This is a genomic window from Pseudomonas sp. Xaverov 259, assembly GCF_019352915.1.
In the GTDB taxonomy this organism is placed as follows: domain Bacteria; phylum Pseudomonadota; class Gammaproteobacteria; order Pseudomonadales; family Pseudomonadaceae; genus Aquipseudomonas.
Map to the genome: position 1 here is coordinate 96056 of NZ_JAAAFV010000034.1, position 16850 is coordinate 112905.

15 protein-coding genes are annotated in these 16850 nt (G+C 60.3%); 2 read left to right on the forward strand and 13 right to left on the reverse strand.

Going from position 1 to position 16850, the window contains the following annotated elements; genetic code table 11:
- Positions 1–81: 81 nt before the first annotated feature.
- The 13 genes from K0H48_RS16520 to iolC form a co-directional block, all read right to left on the reverse strand.
- Positions 82–1677 carry a methyl-accepting chemotaxis protein gene (locus tag K0H48_RS16520; RefSeq protein WP_219268284.1) on the reverse strand — a complete coding sequence of 532 codons (1596 nt, stop codon included), beginning with the start codon at positions 1675–1677 and terminating at the stop codon, positions 82–84.
- Positions 1678–1860: 183 nt separating this feature from the next.
- Complete coding sequence (locus K0H48_RS16525; RefSeq protein WP_010564800.1) at positions 1861–2265, reverse strand: TraR/DksA C4-type zinc finger protein; 405 nt, start codon at positions 2263–2265, stop codon at positions 1861–1863.
- A gap of 426 nt (positions 2266–2691) precedes the next feature.
- Positions 2692–3714: an ABC transporter permease gene (locus K0H48_RS16530; protein ID WP_138815826.1), complete on the reverse strand. Its 1023-nt coding sequence runs from the start codon at positions 3712–3714 to the stop codon at positions 2692–2694.
- A gap of 31 nt (positions 3715–3745) precedes the next feature.
- A complete protein-coding gene (locus tag K0H48_RS16535) occupies positions 3746–5299 on the reverse strand; it encodes a sugar ABC transporter ATP-binding protein (RefSeq protein WP_176991920.1) in 1554 nt (517 codons plus the stop codon).
- A 65-nt stretch (positions 5300–5364) separates the two neighbouring features.
- The gene (locus K0H48_RS16540; RefSeq protein ID WP_219268285.1) at positions 5365–6294 is read right to left on the reverse strand and encodes a sugar ABC transporter substrate-binding protein; all 930 of its coding nucleotides are present in this window, start codon (positions 6292–6294) and stop codon (positions 5365–5367) included.
- Between the two features lie 48 nt (positions 6295–6342).
- On the reverse strand, positions 6343–6519 hold the full coding sequence (locus tag K0H48_RS16545) for a hypothetical protein (RefSeq protein ID WP_178112677.1): 177 nt from the start codon (positions 6517–6519) through the stop codon (positions 6343–6345).
- Between the two features lie 127 nt (positions 6520–6646).
- Positions 6647–7675 (reverse strand): Gfo/Idh/MocA family oxidoreductase, encoded by a 1029-nt coding sequence (locus tag K0H48_RS16550; protein WP_219268286.1) that lies wholly within the window; start codon positions 7673–7675, stop codon positions 6647–6649.
- Positions 7676–7829: 154 nt separating this feature from the next.
- Positions 7830–8840 carry a Gfo/Idh/MocA family protein gene (locus tag K0H48_RS16555; RefSeq protein ID WP_219268287.1) on the reverse strand — a complete coding sequence of 337 codons (1011 nt, stop codon included), beginning with the start codon at positions 8838–8840 and terminating at the stop codon, positions 7830–7832.
- An 18-nt stretch (positions 8841–8858) separates the two neighbouring features.
- Positions 8859–10790 carry a 3D-(3,5/4)-trihydroxycyclohexane-1,2-dione acylhydrolase (decyclizing) gene (gene iolD, locus K0H48_RS16560; RefSeq protein WP_219268288.1) on the reverse strand — a complete coding sequence of 644 codons (1932 nt, stop codon included), beginning with the start codon at positions 10788–10790 and terminating at the stop codon, positions 8859–8861.
- A 156-nt stretch (positions 10791–10946) separates the two neighbouring features.
- A complete protein-coding gene (locus tag K0H48_RS16565; RefSeq protein ID WP_219268289.1) occupies positions 10947–11762 on the reverse strand; it encodes a TIM barrel protein in 816 nt (271 codons plus the stop codon).
- A 26-nt stretch (positions 11763–11788) separates the two neighbouring features.
- Positions 11789–12577, reverse strand: a complete 789-nt coding sequence (iolB, locus tag K0H48_RS16570) for a 5-deoxy-glucuronate isomerase (protein WP_219268290.1) — start codon at positions 12575–12577, stop codon at positions 11789–11791.
- On the reverse strand, positions 12577–13467 hold the full coding sequence (iolE, locus tag K0H48_RS16575; protein WP_219268291.1) for a myo-inosose-2 dehydratase: 891 nt from the start codon (positions 13465–13467) through the stop codon (positions 12577–12579). Before iolE ends, iolB begins: the two co-directional genes overlap by 1 nt.
- 150 nt (positions 13468–13617) lie before the next feature.
- Positions 13618–15555: a 5-dehydro-2-deoxygluconokinase gene (iolC, locus tag K0H48_RS16580; protein ID WP_219268292.1), complete on the reverse strand. Its 1938-nt coding sequence runs from the start codon at positions 15553–15555 to the stop codon at positions 13618–13620.
- On the opposite strand from iolC, the gene K0H48_RS16585 reads away from it, so the two are divergent.
- Positions 15554–15757, forward strand: a complete 204-nt coding sequence (locus K0H48_RS16585) for a hypothetical protein (protein WP_141722670.1) — start codon at positions 15554–15556, stop codon at positions 15755–15757. The two genes, iolC and K0H48_RS16585, sit on opposite strands and share 2 nt — an antisense overlap.
- 82 nt (positions 15758–15839) lie before the next feature.
- Positions 15840–16748 (forward strand): MurR/RpiR family transcriptional regulator, encoded by a 909-nt coding sequence (locus K0H48_RS16590; protein WP_138815817.1) that lies wholly within the window; start codon positions 15840–15842, stop codon positions 16746–16748.
- Positions 16749–16850: the final 102 nt, after the last annotated feature.

Consider the following 16850-nt stretch of genomic DNA (forward strand, 5'->3'; position numbering starts at 1 on the left):
CAATGTTGGCCATGCTACGGTTTTATTCCAGTTGGAAAAAGCTATCCCCGGAATAGCTCCATTGCATAAACAGTAACAATCCTAGTGCGCAGCCTTGGCCCCTTCCGGTTTATAGCCCAGTCGCAAGCCACCCCAATGCCGCCCTTTAACCCTGATCGGCACCGACAAATCGTGCATCAGCTCGCCGGTGTCGCGGGTATAGGTCTGCAACAGCACCGCTTGTTGATGGCTGCCGCAACGAATGCCGGTACGGTCGTCGAACTTGCGTTTGGTACGGTTCTGCACGGCATCAACATGCGCATCGCCGGTCAGGGCGTGGGAGAACGCCTTGTTATGCGTGGGCACATAGCCTTGCGGTGTGCAGGCAATCGCGAACACCAGCCCCTCATGGCGCGGCAGCAACGCCTCCTGAATCGCGGGCAGCACCTGGTCGGTGTAGCCATCAAAACGCGTGTGGTATTTGCTCGGTTGGGTATCAGGGATCGGTGTGTAGCTGCGGTCGAACAAGTCTTCCAGGCTGATGCGGTTTTGCAGGATATCGGCTTCGAACTGTTCGCCAATGCGGCTCGCGCCTTCGCGGGCCAGGTCGTAGATGCGCTGGTGGTAGTCATCCAGACCGACTTCGGCCAGGCGCTCGCTGATGGTTTCGGCCTGCCCTTCCATCTGCACAGCAACCTCTGCCAGTTGCCGCGTTTGCTGGTCGCTCACCGACAGGTCGCTGCGCATCTGCTCCACGGCATGGAACAGGCTGTCGAGTTGCGCGCGGTTGGTGTCGGTGCCTTGGGCGATCTCGTTGACCTGCCCTTCTACATCCGCTGCCAGGCTGGCGATATTTTCCAATTGTTCACCCGCCTGCTCCACCTGCTCGACGCCGATGTGCAGGTCGGTCGACAGTTGGCGAATCTGTTCCACCACCTGGGCGGTGCGCTGCTGGATATCGGCGACCATCACGCCGACCTCATCGGTCGCCGTGGCCGTGCGCCCGGCCAGGCCACGCACTTCATCGGCCACCACCGCAAAGCCGCGCCCGTGCTCACCGGCGCGCGCCGCTTCAATGGCGGCGTTCAGCGCAAGCAGGTTGGTCTGGCTGGCAATGGACTGGATCACCAGGGTCACACGCTGGATCTCTTCACTGCGCTGGCTCAACGCCTCGATCAACTCTCGACTGGCATTGGCGCGCAGGCTTAGCTGATGCATGCGGGTGATCGACTGGGCCAGCACTTCGCGCCCTTCAGTGCTGCGCTGGTGCGCCTGGCTGGCCGCGCCCAATGCCTGTCGGCTGAGCTGGGAGGTGACTTGCTCGGTGCCGATCATCACTTCGGCACTGCTGACAATTTGCTGGGCAGCGCTTAATTGCGATTGCACGCGCGCAGCCAGTTGCTTGACCGAATAGGCCACGCCGGCAGCGGAAAGTGCGTTGTGACTGGTGGTATAGGAAAGATCGCGCGTCAGCGCACCCATCGTATCAACCGCCAGGGGTGGCGCGACACGCGGCACCCGGGCTTTGAGCGCAGGCAGCCAGATCACCAGCAAGGCCAGTGGCAGGCACAGGTACAGCGGCAAGCCGGCAAACACCAGGCCCAGCAGGACCAGCACCAGCGCGGTGCTCTGCATAAGCGGCGTCAGCCAGCCGGGCAGCACGCGCACCACCGTTTGCGGTGGCGCTGCTGCGCCCATCAGAGATCCGTCTCCAGCCATCGTTGTCACCCCACTGTTTGTCGTTATTGTTGCTGCATTAAACGCCACTATTGGGCCATTATCCATGGGCCTTTGGTGGGGGTCTTTGCAGTAGATCAATAGACAGGGGCGTAACCGGTATTTCTCTCGGGCATCACAGGTGCGATGCCCGACTTCAGCGCATCAAGCCTGGCGCTGGTGCTTATCGATCTGTTCGTGGCGCTCTTGCGCTTCGATGCAGTACTTGGTGGTCGGGCTGATCAGCAGGCGTTTGAGGCCGATTGGCTCGCCGCTGTCATCGCACCAGCCAAAAGAGTCTTCCTTGATGCGTTCCAGGGCACGCTCAAGCTGCGGCAGCATGCGCTGGTCGCGATCGATGGCGTTTACCAGCCAGGTGCGCTCTTCTTCCACAGAGGCAGCGTCAGCCGGGTCAGCCGGGGTGTCCAGGCTTTCGATGGCGATGCGGTTCTGCTCAATGCGCTCGTGGTGTTCCACTTTCATGTCTTGCAGCAACTGCTCGAAAAAAGCGTGCTGTTCGGCATTCATGTAGTCATCCGCCGGCATGGCCAGCAACTTTTCCTTTGTCATTGATTTCTCTATAAAAAATACGTGCATTAAGGCGAATAAGGGAGCGTTCCGGCAGACCTTCGCAGGCCTCGGAAAGGCGCCGTCCATTTCAAGCGCCACCCGGCACTCAATTTACGAGGGGCGGCAGTCTAAGGCCGGTTTGAGGCGTCAGCAACTGAAAAGACAGGCATTTTTTCCCAATTAACCCCCAAAGGCACCAGGACGGGCTTGGCGAACGGTCATCGGAGTGCGTTTATAGCAAGAAATTCAGTGCTGTGGAGCTATATAGAAGACAAACGGTTAGAACTGATGGTGGTAAGTGGGAATACGCCCATGAGGTTCACTGAGGATCCAGTGGGGCTGCTGCGCAGCCCAACGCAGGGCAAGCCTGCTCGCCACAACAAGCCCGCTCCCACATTTTGCTTCTCTGCCAGCTGCAAATCCGATTCAGCGCTTGAGCTTGCGTTTGTTGCGGTACTGGTCGATCACCACCGCAATCACAATGATCAGGCCCTTGATGATGTCCTGGATATACGCATCCACACCCACAAAGGTGAACCCGCTGGCCATCACGCCAAGGATCAACGCGCCTATCACAGTACCGGTGATGCGCCCTACCCCGCCCGCCAGGCTGGTGCCGCCGATCACCGCCGCCGCAATCGCATCCAGCTCATACGACATGCCCATGCCGGCCTGGCCGGTGGCGGCACGTGCCGAGGCCACCACACCGGCCAGGCCCGCCAGGAGACCGGCGATGCTGTAGACGATGATCAGGTGGCGCTTGACGTTGATCCCCGAGGTACGCGCCGCCTGCATGTTGCCGCCGATGGCGTAGGTGTACTTGCCGTACTTGGTGTAGCGCAGGGCGATATGGAAGATCACCGCCACCACAAGGAAGATGATCACCGGCATCGCACCATGACCGATGGCCGTGTACGAATCCGAGAGCATGCTCACCGGCTGGCCTTCGGTGTAGTAGCGCGCCAAGCCACGGGCCGAGACCATCATGCCCAGGGTCGCAATAAATGGCGGAATGCCGGTTACCGCGATGATACTGCCGTTGATTGCCCCCGCCAGCAGACCCACGCCAAGCCCCATCGCCACCGGAATCCACACGGGCAAGTCAGTCAGGCTGGGAAACACCGCCCGGGAAAAGTCCGAGGTTTGCGCCAAACTGGCGGCGATCATTGCCGATAACGCCAACACCGAGCCGGAAGACAAATCGATACCGGTGGTGATGATTACCTGGGTCACACCAATCGCCAACAGGCCGATGATCGACACTTGCAGAATCATCAGCACCAAGCGCTGAGAGTTCATCAAAAAGCTCTGGTCGCGCACGATCCAGCCGAACACCTCAAACACCAGGCCGATGCCGATCAACACCAGGAAGATGCTCAGCTCGGTGGGTAAACGCCGACGGTGCTTGACCGGCGCCGTGGCAGGCTTGTTGTCTGTTATTGCGTTCATAGCCAATCACCTTCTTATTCTGTGCGGTTCGTCAGTGGACTACGGTCATACCGGAAGCCAGCTGCATGACTTTTTCCTGGGTCGCATCGGCGCGGTCCAGGGTGCCCATCAGTTCGCCTTCGTGCATCACCATCACCCGGTCGCTCATGCCCAGCACTTCCGGCAGCTCCGAGGAAATCATGATCACCGCCATGCCTTCGCTGGCGAGGAAGGAAATCAAGCGATAGATCTCGGCCTTGGCGCCCACATCGATGCCGCGTGTCGGCTCATCGAGGATCAGCAGGCGCGGGTTGGTCATCAGCCAGCGCGCCAACAGGGCTTTTTGCTGGTTGCCGCCGGACAACGTATCGATGCATTGCTCCAGGGACGGCGTTTTCACCCGCAGCTTCTTGCACATGTCTTCGCACAGCGCGCGCAGGGCCTTTTGCTGGATAAAGCCGTTACCCGAGTAATGCGGCAACACGGCCATCTCCATGTTCTCCAGCACCGACAGGCACGGGAACAGGCCACTGAGCTTGCGGTCCTCGGTCAACAGCGCAAAGCCCTTCTCGATGGCCATGTGCGGGTCGGTGATGCGCACCGCTTTGCCGTCGAGGGTGATCTGGCCGCTGGAACTTGGGGTGATGCCGAAAATGGTCTCTGCCACGTTGGTACGCCCCGAGCCCATCAGCCCGGCGATGCCGAGAATTTCACCGGCATGCAGGTCGAACGACACGTCCTTGAACACGCCGTCCAGGCTCAAGTCGCGCACCGACAACAGTAAATCGCCGATGGGCGTCTCGCGCACCGGGAACAACTGGCTCAGTTCGCGGCCGACCATCATCGAGATCAGGCTGTCGCTGTTCATGCTGTCGGCACGCTGCAGGCCGATGTACTGGCCGTCACGAAACACCGCGACTTCATCGGCGATAGCAAACACTTCGTTCATTTTGTGCGTGATGTAGACGATGCCTTTGCCCTGGGACTTGAGGTCGGCAATAATCGAAAACAGGTGGGCCACTTCCTTCTCGGTAATGGCTGACGTCGGTTCATCCATGATCAGGATGTCGGAGTCGTAGGACACCGCCTTGGCAATCTCAACCATCTGCCGCTCGGCGATGCTCAGGTTGCCGACGTGTTCTTCCGGGTCCAGGTTGATGCGCAAACGGGCCAGTAACTCGGCGGTGCAGCGGTGCATTTCGCGGTGGTTGACCATGTGCAGGCTGTTGAGCTGCTCGCGGCCGATCCAAATGTTTTCGGCGATGCTCATGTGCGGCATCAGGTTGAGCTCCTGGTGGATCATCGCGATCCCGGCCTTCTGCGCCGCCAGCGGTGTTTCAAACACAATCGGCTTGCCGCGCAGGCGGATTTCCCCGGCGTCGGGCTGGTAGATGCCGGCGATGATTTTCATCAACGTCGACTTGCCCGCACCGTTCTCGCCCATCAGCGCCAGCACTGAGCCTGGGCGCACGCGCAGTTGCACATCGGCCAGGGCCACGACGCCGGGAAAGCCTTTGCTGATGTTGACGATTTCCAGCAGGTAGGGTTCTTCCAGCAGCGCGGGCTGGAGACCGGGAGGCTGCGAGACAGTGGCTTGAGCGAGCATAGAAAAGTACCTCGACTGCAGGGCGACCGAGGCCGCCCTGCCGGCTTATTGTTGTTGTGTGCGGGCTACTTGAAGTCTTTGACGTTGTCCGGCGTGATCAGCTGGAACGGGATCACCACGTTCTGCTCGATGGGCTCGTTTTTAGCCATCTTGCGCGCAGTCTCCACCGACTTGTCGGCCTGGCCCTTGGCATCCTGGAAGGCCGACACGGTCATGTCGCCCTTGGTGATCGCATTGAGGCCGTCCGGCGTGCCGTCGACGCCGGCGATCAGCACGCCTTTTTTGCCCGCCGACTTCAGCGCCATGGATGCACCAATGGCCATCTCGTCATTGTTGGCCAGTACCGCGTCAAAATCGCGGCCCTGGGTCAGCCAGTCGTTAACCAGGGTCATGCCCTTGTCACGCAACCAGATGCCGGTCTGTTCCTGCTCGATCTTGATGCCCGGGTACTTGGTCAACACTTCCTTCACGCCCTTGGTGCGGTTGGTGGTGGAGTTGTTCGCCAGGTCGCCCAGCAGAATCACAATGTTGCCCTTGCCGCCGAGTTTTTCGGCGATGTATTGCATTTGCAGTTTGCCGGCTTCGACGTCATCGGAGACCACCGCTGCCACGCCTGGGGCCAGGGTTGGGCTATCCGGGCGGCGGTTGACGAACACCAACGGGATTTTCGCCGCGGTGGCGGCCTTGATGATGTTGGCCGTCGACGCGGTGTCCACCGGGTTGACGATAATCGCGTCGACCTTCTGGCTGATGAAGTTCTCGACCTGGCTCAGTTGTTTCACCACGTCGGCGCGTGCGTCCTCAAACTGCAATTGCACGCCGTCGCCCTTGGGATAGGACTTGGCTTGCTTGTCCATGTCTTCACGCAGGTAGGTCAGGAAGGTGTCATCGAAGGCGGACATGGTCACGCCAATCTTGAGGTCGGCGGCTGCGGCAAAACCACTGGCCAGCAACATCGACAGGGCCAGCGCGGTAAAACGGATCGGGGTCTTCATGAACGGTCTGTCTCCACTTTCTTGTTGGTTTTTTGGACGTTGCGTTTATCAGCGTTCGGCGGGCAATCGAACCACCGGTGCCCCCGGGATGCAGCAGACCAGCGCGCCGTGGTTTTCGACGCACAGCACATTAAGGAAGGAGAAGTAGAACGGCCGGGCGCGGGGCAGACCGCGTGGCGTGTGGGCAGGGCGTAAAACTCGCAGTACAGCGTTGAAGATTTTCATCTGACGGTACCTGGTTGTTTTTGATCTTGTTTTTGTTGAGCCGTGCGAATCGAGTCCGAACGTACTTTATGCAACCTGGAAAAGACTTTATTGGAAAATAATTTCCATATCAACCTGTTTTAGAATTTTATTCTATTTTTGTCGAAACCACCTGCTGGCGCTCGGCGCTGAGGCGTGCGGCGTCCAATATACGGGTGGTTTCCAGCGCGTCATAGGCACTTACCGGCAGCGGCCCCTGCCCTTGCACGGCCAGCTGCAACTGGCGATAAAACTGCGTCCAGCAGCCCTTCTCGGAGGGCACGCGCTCGCGCTCCTCGCCTTGCTCGAACCAACCCCAGCGTCGATGCTCCTCGGCGCCCCAGTGCTCGCCCTCGGTTTTCGGTGACTTGCCAGCCATCAATGCGTCTTCCTGGCCGTCCAGCCCATCGACGGTGTAACACCCCAACGTGCCACTGACGCGAAAACGCGGCGCCTGGCTGTTTTGCAGGGCGCTGCCCCACAGGTGCGAAATCACGCCATTGGCGTGAGTGAGGGAAACGAAAAAACCGTGGTCGAGGGTCGGGTGTTCCGGCGTGAACTGCAATTGCGCAAACACCCGGTCCACCGGACCGAACAATTGCAGGGCCTGGTCTACCAAGTGGCTGCCCAGGTCACGCAACCAGCCGCCGCCGCTGGCATTGCCGACGGCCTGCGGGCTGTAGCGCTCGACACGCGATTCAAAGCGCGTGATCTCACCCAGGGCGCCGGCGTCGATCAGCTTGCGCAGGGTCAGGTAATCCGAGTCCCAACGCCGGTTCTGATAGACGCTGAGCAATGAGCCCTGGCGCTCGGCCGCAGTAATCAGCGCCTGGGCCTGTTCGGCGTTACTGGCGAAGGGTTTGTCGCTGACCACCGCCACGCCGTGTTCGATGGCTTCCAGCACCAGGGCCGGGCGGCCTTTGAGGGTGGTGGAGATCACCAGCGCATCCACGCCGGCCTCGACGATCTGGCCGATGCTGTCAAAGGCTTTTACGCCCGGAAGGTCGGTGTTCAACTGTTGGCGGCGCTCCGCTGAACGGGTCACCACGCCAACAAAAGTCGCACCGGGCAAGGTTGCAATCAGCGGCGCATGAAAAAAGCGCCCTCCGTGGCCGTAGCCGACTAGTCCGATTCGCATAAGTTGTTTCCTTGTTGAATTGCAAACCCAATCAAGTGTGGGAGCTGGCTTGCCTGCGATAGCAGTGTGTCAGTCAATGAAGCTGTCACTGATAGACCGCTATCGCAGGCAAGCCCGCTCCCACTCTGACTGCATTCCACCGGGCAGATTGTGATTAGCCGTAGAAGTGCGGGCGCTCCGGCAAGCTCACCTTCACAATCTGCTCACTGTTCTGCGCCTCGATGCACGCATCCGCCGCCACCGCCGCCGCAAAACCATCCCACGCCGACGGCCCGCCGACTTGCCCGGCACGCACGCTGTCGATAAACGCCTGCAATTCCACGTCGTAAGCCCCGATAAACCGGTCCTTCCAGTCCATCAAAATGGCATTCGACAGCTTTGCGCCACTGCGCATTTGCACCTGCGAAGGCTCCGGCAGTTTGGCAATGCCGGTCTCCCCCACCACTTCACACTGGATGTCGTAGCCGTACTGGCAGTTCACAAACACTTCCACGTCGATGCGCGTGCCCTTGGCGGTTTCCAACAGCACGATCTGCGGGTCGCGCAGGTGGGCCAGGGCTTTGCTCGATTTGCGCGGGAACACCACTTGTACCGACACATAGTCGTCATTGAGCAGCCAACGCAACACATCCAGCTCATGGATCAAGGTGTCGGTGATCGCCATATCGGTCTTGTAGTTCTCGCCCACCGTCGGGTTGCGGTGTGCGCAATGCAGCATCAGCGGCTCGCCGATCTGGCCGCTGTCGATCACGGCCTTGAGGGCGCGATAACCTTCGTCATACGGGCGCATAAAGCCCACTTGCACCAGGCGCTTGCCGTAGGCCACTTCGGCTTCAACAATCTTGCGACAGCCTTGCGCGGTCACCGCCAGCGGTTTTTCGCAGAACACCGGCTTGCCGGCGGCGATGGCGGCCAGCACGAACTCTTCGTGGCTCGGCCCCCAGGACGTGACGAGAATGGCTTCGACCTGCGGCGAGTTGATCAGCGCATGGCCATCGGCATAGACCTCGGCGGCAAGCTTCAGATCAGCGACAACCTTGGCGGCTTGCTCAAGGTTGATGTCGGTTACCGCCACCACCTGGCTATTGAGCAAGGTCTGGCTGCAACGACGGATATGGTCACGGCCGATTGCGCCAGTGCCAATCACTCCAAGCTTTAACGACATACACAACTCCTCTTGTTATTAGTACTGCCGGGCCTTGGCCAGCTGTTCATTGAGTTTTTTCGCGGCTGCGTTCGTACGTTCACTGGTGGATACCTGCGCCACGCCCACCCGCCACCACGACAGGTAGCCGTGGACCATGGTCTTGGGCAGTACCTTGATATCGATCAGCGTGGACACCGTTTGCGTGCGCGCATCGGCCAGGGCCGCCTGGAGCTGTTCCACGCTGCTGACCTTGTAGGTCTTGCAGCCATAGGCCGCCGCGCTCATGGCGAAATCCACCGGCACCAGCCCGCCGTCGAGCTTGCCGCTTTCGGGGTTACGAAAGCGGAACTCGGTGCCGAAGCTGTCCATGCCGTTGCCGATCTGCAGGTTGTTGATGCAGCCGAAGGCCATGTTGTCGAGCAGCACCACGTTGATCTTGCGTCGCTCCTGGATCGAGGTGGCCAGCTCCGAGTGCAGCATCATGTAGGAGCCGTCGCCGACTAGCGCATACACCTCCTTGCTCGGCTCGGCCAGCTTCACACCGAGGGCGGCGTTGATCTCGTAGCCCATGCACGAATAGCCGTATTCGACGTGGTAGGTGTTGACGCCCTTGCTGCGCCAGGCGCGTTGCAAATCGCCGGGCAGGCTGCCGGCGGCGGCGACGATGATCGCGTCGTCGGCCAGGGTGTCGTTCAACACGCCAAGCACACGGCTCTGGGTCAGGCACGAACCGGTCAGTTCGATAAATTCGCGTAATACGGCGCGGTCCAGATGGTCATCCACCTCGGGCACAAAATCGTCGCCGTGGTATTCCACCTGGTGCACGCGAGCCACTTCCGCGTCCAGCTGCGCCTTGGCGTCGCGGACTTGCTCGCCCCAGCCGGCACGGTAGTCGCCCAAGGCATCGGCCAACGCTTCGAGGGCAACCTGGGCATCGGCCAACACTTGCACGCCGTCGAGTTTCAACGCATCGCACGGGCTGATATTGAGGTTGAGAAACTTCACCTCGGCATGCTTGAACAGCGACTTGGACGAGGTGGTGAAGTCGGTATAACGCGTGCCGATGCCAATGACCAGGTCCGCCTCGGGCGCCAGCAGGTTGGCCGCCAGGCAGCCGGTTTCACCGATGCCACCGACGTTCAACGGGTGGCTGGACACCACCGCACTCTTGCCCGCCTGGGTTTCGGCGAAGGGAATATCAAAACGTTCGGCAAATGCTTGCAGCGCAGCATTCGCGCCGGAGTACTTGACCCCGCCGCCACAGATAATCAGCGGCTTGCGCTTGCCCCGGAAGGCCGCCAGTGCATCGCCGATCATCGCCGCCGTGGCCGGGCGCCGCTCGATGCGGTGCACGCGTTTTTGCAGGAAATAATCCGGGTAGTCCCAGGCTTCGGCCTGCACGTCCTGCGGCAGCGCCAGGGTCACGGCGCCGGTTTCGGCCGGGTCTGTGAGCACGCGCATGGCATGGATCGCCGCCGTCATCAGCTGCTCAGGGCGGTTGATACGGTCCCAGTATTTGCTCACGGAACGGAAGGCATCGTTGGTGCTGATGCTCAGGTCGTGGAATTGCTCGATCTGCTGCAACACCGGGTCCGGCTGGCGGCTGGCGTACACATCGCCGGGCAACAGCAGCAGCGGAATCCGGTTGGCCGTGGCGGTTGCCGCAGCGGTGAGCATATTCGCCGCACCCGGGCCTACCGAGGCGGTGCACGCATAGATCTTGCGCCGCAGGTGCTGCTTGGCGAAACCGATGGCAGCGTGGGCCATGCCTTGCTCATTACGGCCCTGATGCACCACCAGGTCGCCACTGTCCTGCTCCAGCGCCTGGCCCAGGCCCAGCACATTGCCGTGACCGAAAATCGTGAATACACCGGCGACAAACTTGCTCTGCACGCCATCGACTTCGATGTATTGGTTATCCAGGAACTTCACCAGGGCCTGGGCCATGGTCAGTCTTGTTGTGGTCATCACTTGCACCTTGTGTGAATGCAATTGGGTTGATTAACACTGCTTCAATGTGGGAGCTGGCTTGCCTGCGATGGCGGTCTGTCAGGTAACTATTTGGCGCCTGACACGCCGCTATCGCAGGCAAGCCAGCTCCCACACGTTAATCCGTGTTGAATCCTAGATTTTTTTCAAATGGGCGATACTGGCCCCAATGGCCTGCTGGATATCCGCCAACCCATGCACGCTCTCGGCAAACGGCTCAAACGACAGGTAACCGCCGTACCCGCTGCTGAGCAAGGTGTCGATCTGCGCGGCGTTGCCGAGGATATCGCCCTCGCCCACCAGCACGCGGTGGCCGTCACGAATCGAATTGAGCGGCGCTTCGGCGTCTTCCACGCCAGAGATATGCACCAGCCCGGTCAGTTGCGGGAAGAACTCCTGCTCGCTGGCCAGGTGGTGGTGGAAGGTGTCATGCACCAGGCGGAACACATCCAGGCCGCCAATCGACTGGATTGCATCCACCGCCACGCGTTTGCGGCGCAGGGCACATTCCTCGAAGCCCAACGGTTCGATAAACCCGAGGATGCCGTACTCGCGCAGGATCGGCGCCAGCTCGCTCAGCGCCGTGCGCAACCCGGCGGCACGCTGGGCTTCGTTGCGGGTGTCGCCGCGTTCATTGAGCGGGCACATCACCAAGCCTTGCGCGCCGCATTCGCGGGCATAAGTAGCCAGTTTGATCGCCTGGGCACGGCGCTCGTCATTCCACACGTCAAATGGGTACAGCGCATTGATCGACAGCACCGTGATGCCCTGCACCGCGCACAATTCACGCACACGGCTGGCCGGGGTGCCGTATTCGATTTCATGGCCTTTAAGGTCGTTGCGAATCTCGATGGCATCGCACTTGAGCGCCGCAGCCAACTGGATAAAGTCCGGCAGGGACAGGTTGGGTGCGACCATGCGGTTAAGGGCAAAACGTAGCGGCGACTTCATTGTTGTTGTTCTCCGTCCAAAACCGTTTAGAGGTCCAGCAGCCAGCTGTGCTGCGGGTCGTTATGAAAATGCCAGGCACGTTTTGGCCCGGCCATCACGTTGAGGTAATACGATTCGTAGCCATACGGCACACTGACCGGGTGATACCCTTTGGGCACCACCACCAGGTCGCTGTTTTCCACGGCCATGGCCTGGTCGATGCTGCGATCGTCGGTGTACACGCGCTGGAACACGAAGCCTTGCGGCGGGTTGATCTGGTGGTAATAGGTTTCTTCCAGAAAGCTCTGGTGCGGGAGGTCGTCGGTGTCGTGCTTGTGCGGCGGGTAGCTCGACGAGTGCCCGGACGGCGTGCGTACTTCCACCACCAGCAGCGAATGGGCCGGCTCGCTGTCAGGCAGGATGTCGCACACGTAGCGGGTGTTCGCGCCTTTGCCGCGCACGCTGCGTTTGCACTGCTCGGGGCGAATCAGGCGCGGTTCAAAGCCAGGCGCCCCGGGCGCGGCGCAGACGGCAATCTGCACGTCGCTCAAGGCGCTAATCTGCGCATCGGTGCCTGGCGGCAGGTACGCGGCGAAGGGCGATTTGTCTTCGAACACCGACTGGCGATCACCGAGGTTCTGCCAGTTGAAGCCTTCGCCTTCGATATTGACGCGACCGCTGAGCAACACCAGGCACAGCTCTTGATCCCCGGCGGTGACCGGCAGGGTTTCGCCCAGGCTCAGTCGATAGGCGGCAAAGCCCACGTACTCCAGGCGCCCTGCTTCGAGGGCCACCATGGTTTGCCCGCGTTTGCTGCTTTTGACCAACAAGCTCATCACTTAGTCCTCTCGTTGAGCAGCGCGCGCAAGGTGTCATAGCCTTTTTTGGCGTAGATATAACTGGGCGCCACGGCCGGATCCTGCTCGGCTTCGACCACCAACCAACCTTTGTAGTGGGCAGCCAGCAGTACATCGAGCAACTCGGCAAAGTCGATATCACCATCGCCGGGCACGGTGAAGGTGCCGTTGACGATGCAGTCAGGGAAGCTCCACATCTGGTTGCGCGCCAGTTGCACCACCGGCTTGCGCACGTCCTTGAAATGCACGTGGCAGACGCGGTCGATGTGTTTGCGCAGGACCTCGATGGGCTCGCCGCCGCCCATGTAGCAATGGCCCGAATCGAACAGCAGGCCGACTTCCGGGCCCGTTCTTTTCATAAGCTGGTCAATGTCTTCAGGGGATTCGACGTAGGCGCCCATATGGTGGTGATACGCCAGGCGCACGCCTTGGGACAGGGTGAAACGCGCCAGCTCCGTTAGCTTGTCAGCGTAATCCTGCCAAGCGTGCTCGCTGTGAAAACGCGGGCGTTCGATCAGGCGCACCTTCGAGCCCTGGATCGAATCGGCGACTTCGCCGTACACCAGCACGTTGGCGCCATTAAGCTTGAGCAACTCGACATGGCCGGCGATGGCTTCGATTTCTTCGGCCACCGAACGCCGTGCCAGCCGGCTGGAATACCAGCCGGAGACCAGCGCCAGGTCATAAGGGCGCAACACATCACCGACGCCCTTGGCGTCTTTGGGGAACTTGCCGTTGAGTTCGAAACCTTCGTAGCCGATTTCCTTGCCTTCGCTAAGCGCTGTGCTCAGCGGCGTTTCACCGCCCAGGGCCGGCAGGTCGTCGTTGCTCCAGGAGATCGGGTTAATGCCAATTCGGATTGCGGGCATGGCTGCACCTTTTGTTTTTATCTGACTTAAGCCTGATTAGATCTGCTCTATGTGGGAGCGGGCTTGCTCGCGAATGCGGTGGTTCAGTTATAAAAGTATTACCTGACACACCGCTTTCGCGAGCAAGCCCGCTCCCACATTTGACTGTGTTTAATTTCTGGAACTGCGCCAGGCATTGATGAGCTGTTCGAACGTGCCCTGCACCTGCTCAATCAATCCTTCATCATCAATTTCCCCCGCCATCCACGCACGGCTGGGCTCCTGGAAGATCGTGCGGCCCACCGCGAACCCACGGCAAGTGGTGCTTTGGCTGGCTTGCTGAAAGCCATCTGCCAGAAACTGCGCTGATGCATTCAGGCCCAGCAGCACCACACCCCGGCAGTACGGGTCACGCTCGTGGATCAGTTCGTCGAGCTTTTTCCACTCTTCGGCCGACTGCGCTTCGATTTTCCACCACGCAGGATAAATACCCAGGTTGTACAGGCGCTTGAGGCTGCGATAGAGCACATCAGGATAGGTCGACGGGTGATCCTTGGGCGGCACGACTTCCAGCAGCAGTTCATGCCCGCTGACCAGGGAAGCCTCGTAGACCGCCTTGAGTTGCGCCTCTTGCTCCAGGCGCAGCATCGGCTCGTCGTCCGGGTGGAACTGCACCAGGCACTTGATGATTTGCTCCTGGGGCCAGGCGATCAGGTTGCTGCCCACCGAGCGGCCGTGTTCAAACGCCAGCGGTCGTGAGTTCTGCACTTCAACCGGGCGCGCAATCCACCAACCGCGGCCGCTGGCGGCATTCAGTGCGTCCTGGCCGAAGCGCTGGTCGGCGAGCAGGCCCACATCGGCTTCGATGCCCTGCTGCGCCAGCTTGGTTTCCACACGTTCGATGGCCTGGATAAACAGCTGCTTGATGTCGCTGATGCGGGACAAGTCCTGGCCGCCTTTTTGTGCCAGGTCCACCAGCTGCCAGCGGTGGTCGAAGGCAAACACAAACAGCTGCTTCCAGGTTTTGCGCGGCACCGTGACGCGGTGCAGGCGTTGCAGGGTTATGTCTTGATCCGGCCGGGTGATGGGCACCGGGCTGTTGAACAGGTAATCCAGTTCGGCCGGCGTCGGCATGGCTGGCGCGCACGCATGGCGGGACACGACCAGACCGCCGCAAGCGTTGGCCAATTGGCTGCAGCGCTCATCGCTGGCGTCATTGATCCAGCCGCTGAGGAAGCCGGACATGAAGGCGTCACCGGCCCCCAGCACATTCAGCACTTCAACCCGCACGCCGGGGTAAATCGCGCCGTCTTCCAGGCGTGCCGGAATGGCGCCGTGAATCACCGTGCAACCTTGCGGGCCGAGCTTGACCACCAAGGTCGCCGGGGTCAATTCACGCACAGTGCGCAACGCCGTCAGCAGGTCTTCACTGCCACCGGCGATCAAGAACTCTTCTTCCGTGCCAACGATCAGGTCGAAACGCGGCAGAATGCTTTGCACATGCTGGCTGACGTTCTGGTCGGCGACAAACCGCGTTTCGCCATCCGCCTTGCCCGCCAGGCCCCACAGCACTGGGCGGTAGTCGATATCCAGTACACGCTTGACGTTGTGCTTGGCGGCGTAATCCAGCGCCTGGATGCTGGCCTTGTACACGCCATCGGTGGAGAAATGTGTGCCGGTGATCAGCAAGGCTTTGCTGGAGGCGATAAAGGCTTCGCTGATGTCTTCGGCGCGCAGGGCCATGTCGGCGCAGTTTTCGCGGTAGAACACCAGGGGGAAAGTTTCGCGGTCTTTAAGCCCCAGCAATACCAGGGCGGTGAGGCGTTCCGGGTCGACCTTGATGCCGCTCACGTCACAGCCTTCACGGGCCAGGGATTCGAGCAGGAAGCGGCCCATATGGTCATCGCCTACCCGGCTCAACATCGCCGACTTGAGCCCCAGCCGCGCGGTGCCGAAGGCGATGTTGGCGGAGGAACCGCCGAGGTACTTGGCAAAGCTGGACACGTCCTCAAGCCGCGCACCGACTTGCTGTGCATAGAGGTCGACGCCCAGGCGCCCGAGGCAAATCAGATCCAATTGACGCCCACTGGCAAAACGAGTCTGGCCCATGCTGGCTCCTGTTATTTTTATCAGCCTGCGTGGTGCCGCCGTGGTGACGGCACACGCTCTTGGTGCAAGCAGACTAGAACGTCCAGCGGCGGCAATCAATATTTATTCCATAATTATTTTTAGTGGAATATTTTTTCCAATAAGCCAGCATAATGGCATGCCAGCCGCCGTGCATCGTTTCAGCAGCCCACGGGCGCCGTGATGCCGAGGTATTTTTTTGCGCCTACCCTGTAGACTTGCGCCACCCATCAGCGCATCAGACGAACACGCCAGAAGGATTGCCCATGTCCCGCACCGATCCCGAGACCACCCTGGAAGATACGGTCGCCAGCCCTCCGATCAATGCCGAACGCCTGTTGCAGCTGATCACGGACGAATACGAAAGCCTGCCGCGCCAGCTCAAACGCATTGCCAGCTACATGAGCCAGCAGAGCGACCGCATCATGGTCGACCGCATCAGCGACATCGCCCGCGAATGCGAAGTGCACCCTTCGGCCATCGTGCGGTTTTCCCAGCGCTTCGGGTTCAGTGGGTTCAGCGAGATGCAGGCGCTGTTTCGCGAGGCTTACACCCACAAGACCACGCCGGTGCAGAACTACCAGCAGCGCATCCGCAGCATGATCGCCAACAAGTCGCAGAAAGCCAGCGGTGGCGACCTGGCGCGTGAGTGCGTGAACGCCACCCTCTCCGGCATCGAGCGCCTGGGGTTGGAGCTGGATGATGTGGCCTTTGAGAAGGCCGTGGACCTGGTGGTCAATGCCGACAATATCTACGTGGTGGGTGTGCGCCGTTCGTTTGCCGTGGCCGATTACCTGGTCTACAACCTGCAGCACACCAACAAGCGCATCCACTTGATCTCGGGTTTGGGCGGCAGTTATCGCGAACAGATGCGCAGCGTGCGGGCCAACGACCTGGTGATTGCGATCAGCTTTACGCCCTACGGTAAAGAGACCCAGCATTGCCTGCGTATCGCTCAGCATCATCAGGCCAAGACCCTGATCATCACTGACAGCAACCTGTCGCCCCTGGCCAAACGGGCGAACGCGGTGTTGTTGGTGAATGAGGGGTCGTCGTTTGCCTTCCGCTCCTTGAGCGCCACTTTGTGCCTGTGCCAGGCGTTGTTTATTGCCGTGGCGTATCGGTTGGAGTTGAAGGTGGATGAGATTCATGAGCAGGTCGGGTTTGACGACTGACCGGGTAACACTGTGATTTTTTTGGTGTACATATCCGTTATTTGGGTGATGGCGGCTTAGGGTTCCGCCCTGACGGCGGGTCACTTTTTGAAGGACCAAAAA

What these genes read in the sequence shown, in the direction of transcription:
- K0H48_RS16540 (WP_219268285.1), bottom strand. Translation starts at nt 6,294, where the DNA reads ATGAAGACCCCGATCCGTTTTACCGCGCTGGCCCTGTCGATGTTGCTG.
- K0H48_RS16555 (WP_219268287.1), bottom strand. Translation starts at nt 8,840, where the DNA reads ATGTCGTTAAAGCTTGGAGTGATTGGCACTGGCGCAATCGGCCGTGAC.
- iolE (WP_219268291.1), bottom strand. Translation starts at nt 13,467, where the DNA reads ATGCCCGCAATCCGAATTGGCATTAACCCGATCTCCTGGAGCAACGAC.
- K0H48_RS16585 (WP_141722670.1), top strand. Translation starts at nt 15,554, where the DNA reads ATGCTGGCTCCTGTTATTTTTATCAGCCTGCGTGGTGCCGCCGTGGTG.
- K0H48_RS16545 (WP_178112677.1), bottom strand. Translation starts at nt 6,519, where the DNA reads ATGAAAATCTTCAACGCTGTACTGCGAGTTTTACGCCCTGCCCACACG.
- K0H48_RS16525 (WP_010564800.1), bottom strand. Translation starts at nt 2,265, where the DNA reads ATGACAAAGGAAAAGTTGCTGGCCATGCCGGCGGATGACTACATGAAT.
- K0H48_RS16535 (WP_176991920.1), bottom strand. Translation starts at nt 5,299, where the DNA reads ATGCTCGCTCAAGCCACTGTCTCGCAGCCTCCCGGTCTCCAGCCCGCG.
- K0H48_RS16550 (WP_219268286.1), bottom strand. Translation starts at nt 7,675, where the DNA reads ATGCGAATCGGACTAGTCGGCTACGGCCACGGAGGGCGCTTTTTTCAT.
- K0H48_RS16590 (WP_138815817.1), top strand. Translation starts at nt 15,840, where the DNA reads ATGTCCCGCACCGATCCCGAGACCACCCTGGAAGATACGGTCGCCAGC.
- iolD (WP_219268288.1), bottom strand. Translation starts at nt 10,790, where the DNA reads ATGACCACAACAAGACTGACCATGGCCCAGGCCCTGGTGAAGTTCCTG.
- iolC (WP_219268292.1), bottom strand. Translation starts at nt 15,555, where the DNA reads ATGGGCCAGACTCGTTTTGCCAGTGGGCGTCAATTGGATCTGATTTGC.
- K0H48_RS16565 (WP_219268289.1), bottom strand. Translation starts at nt 11,762, where the DNA reads ATGAAGTCGCCGCTACGTTTTGCCCTTAACCGCATGGTCGCACCCAAC.
- K0H48_RS16520 (WP_219268284.1), bottom strand. Translation starts at nt 1,677, where the DNA reads ATGGGCGCAGCAGCGCCACCGCAAACGGTGGTGCGCGTGCTGCCCGGC.
- K0H48_RS16530 (WP_138815826.1), bottom strand. Translation starts at nt 3,714, where the DNA reads ATGAACGCAATAACAGACAACAAGCCTGCCACGGCGCCGGTCAAGCAC.
- iolB (WP_219268290.1), bottom strand. Translation starts at nt 12,577, where the DNA reads ATGAGCTTGTTGGTCAAAAGCAGCAAACGCGGGCAAACCATGGTGGCC.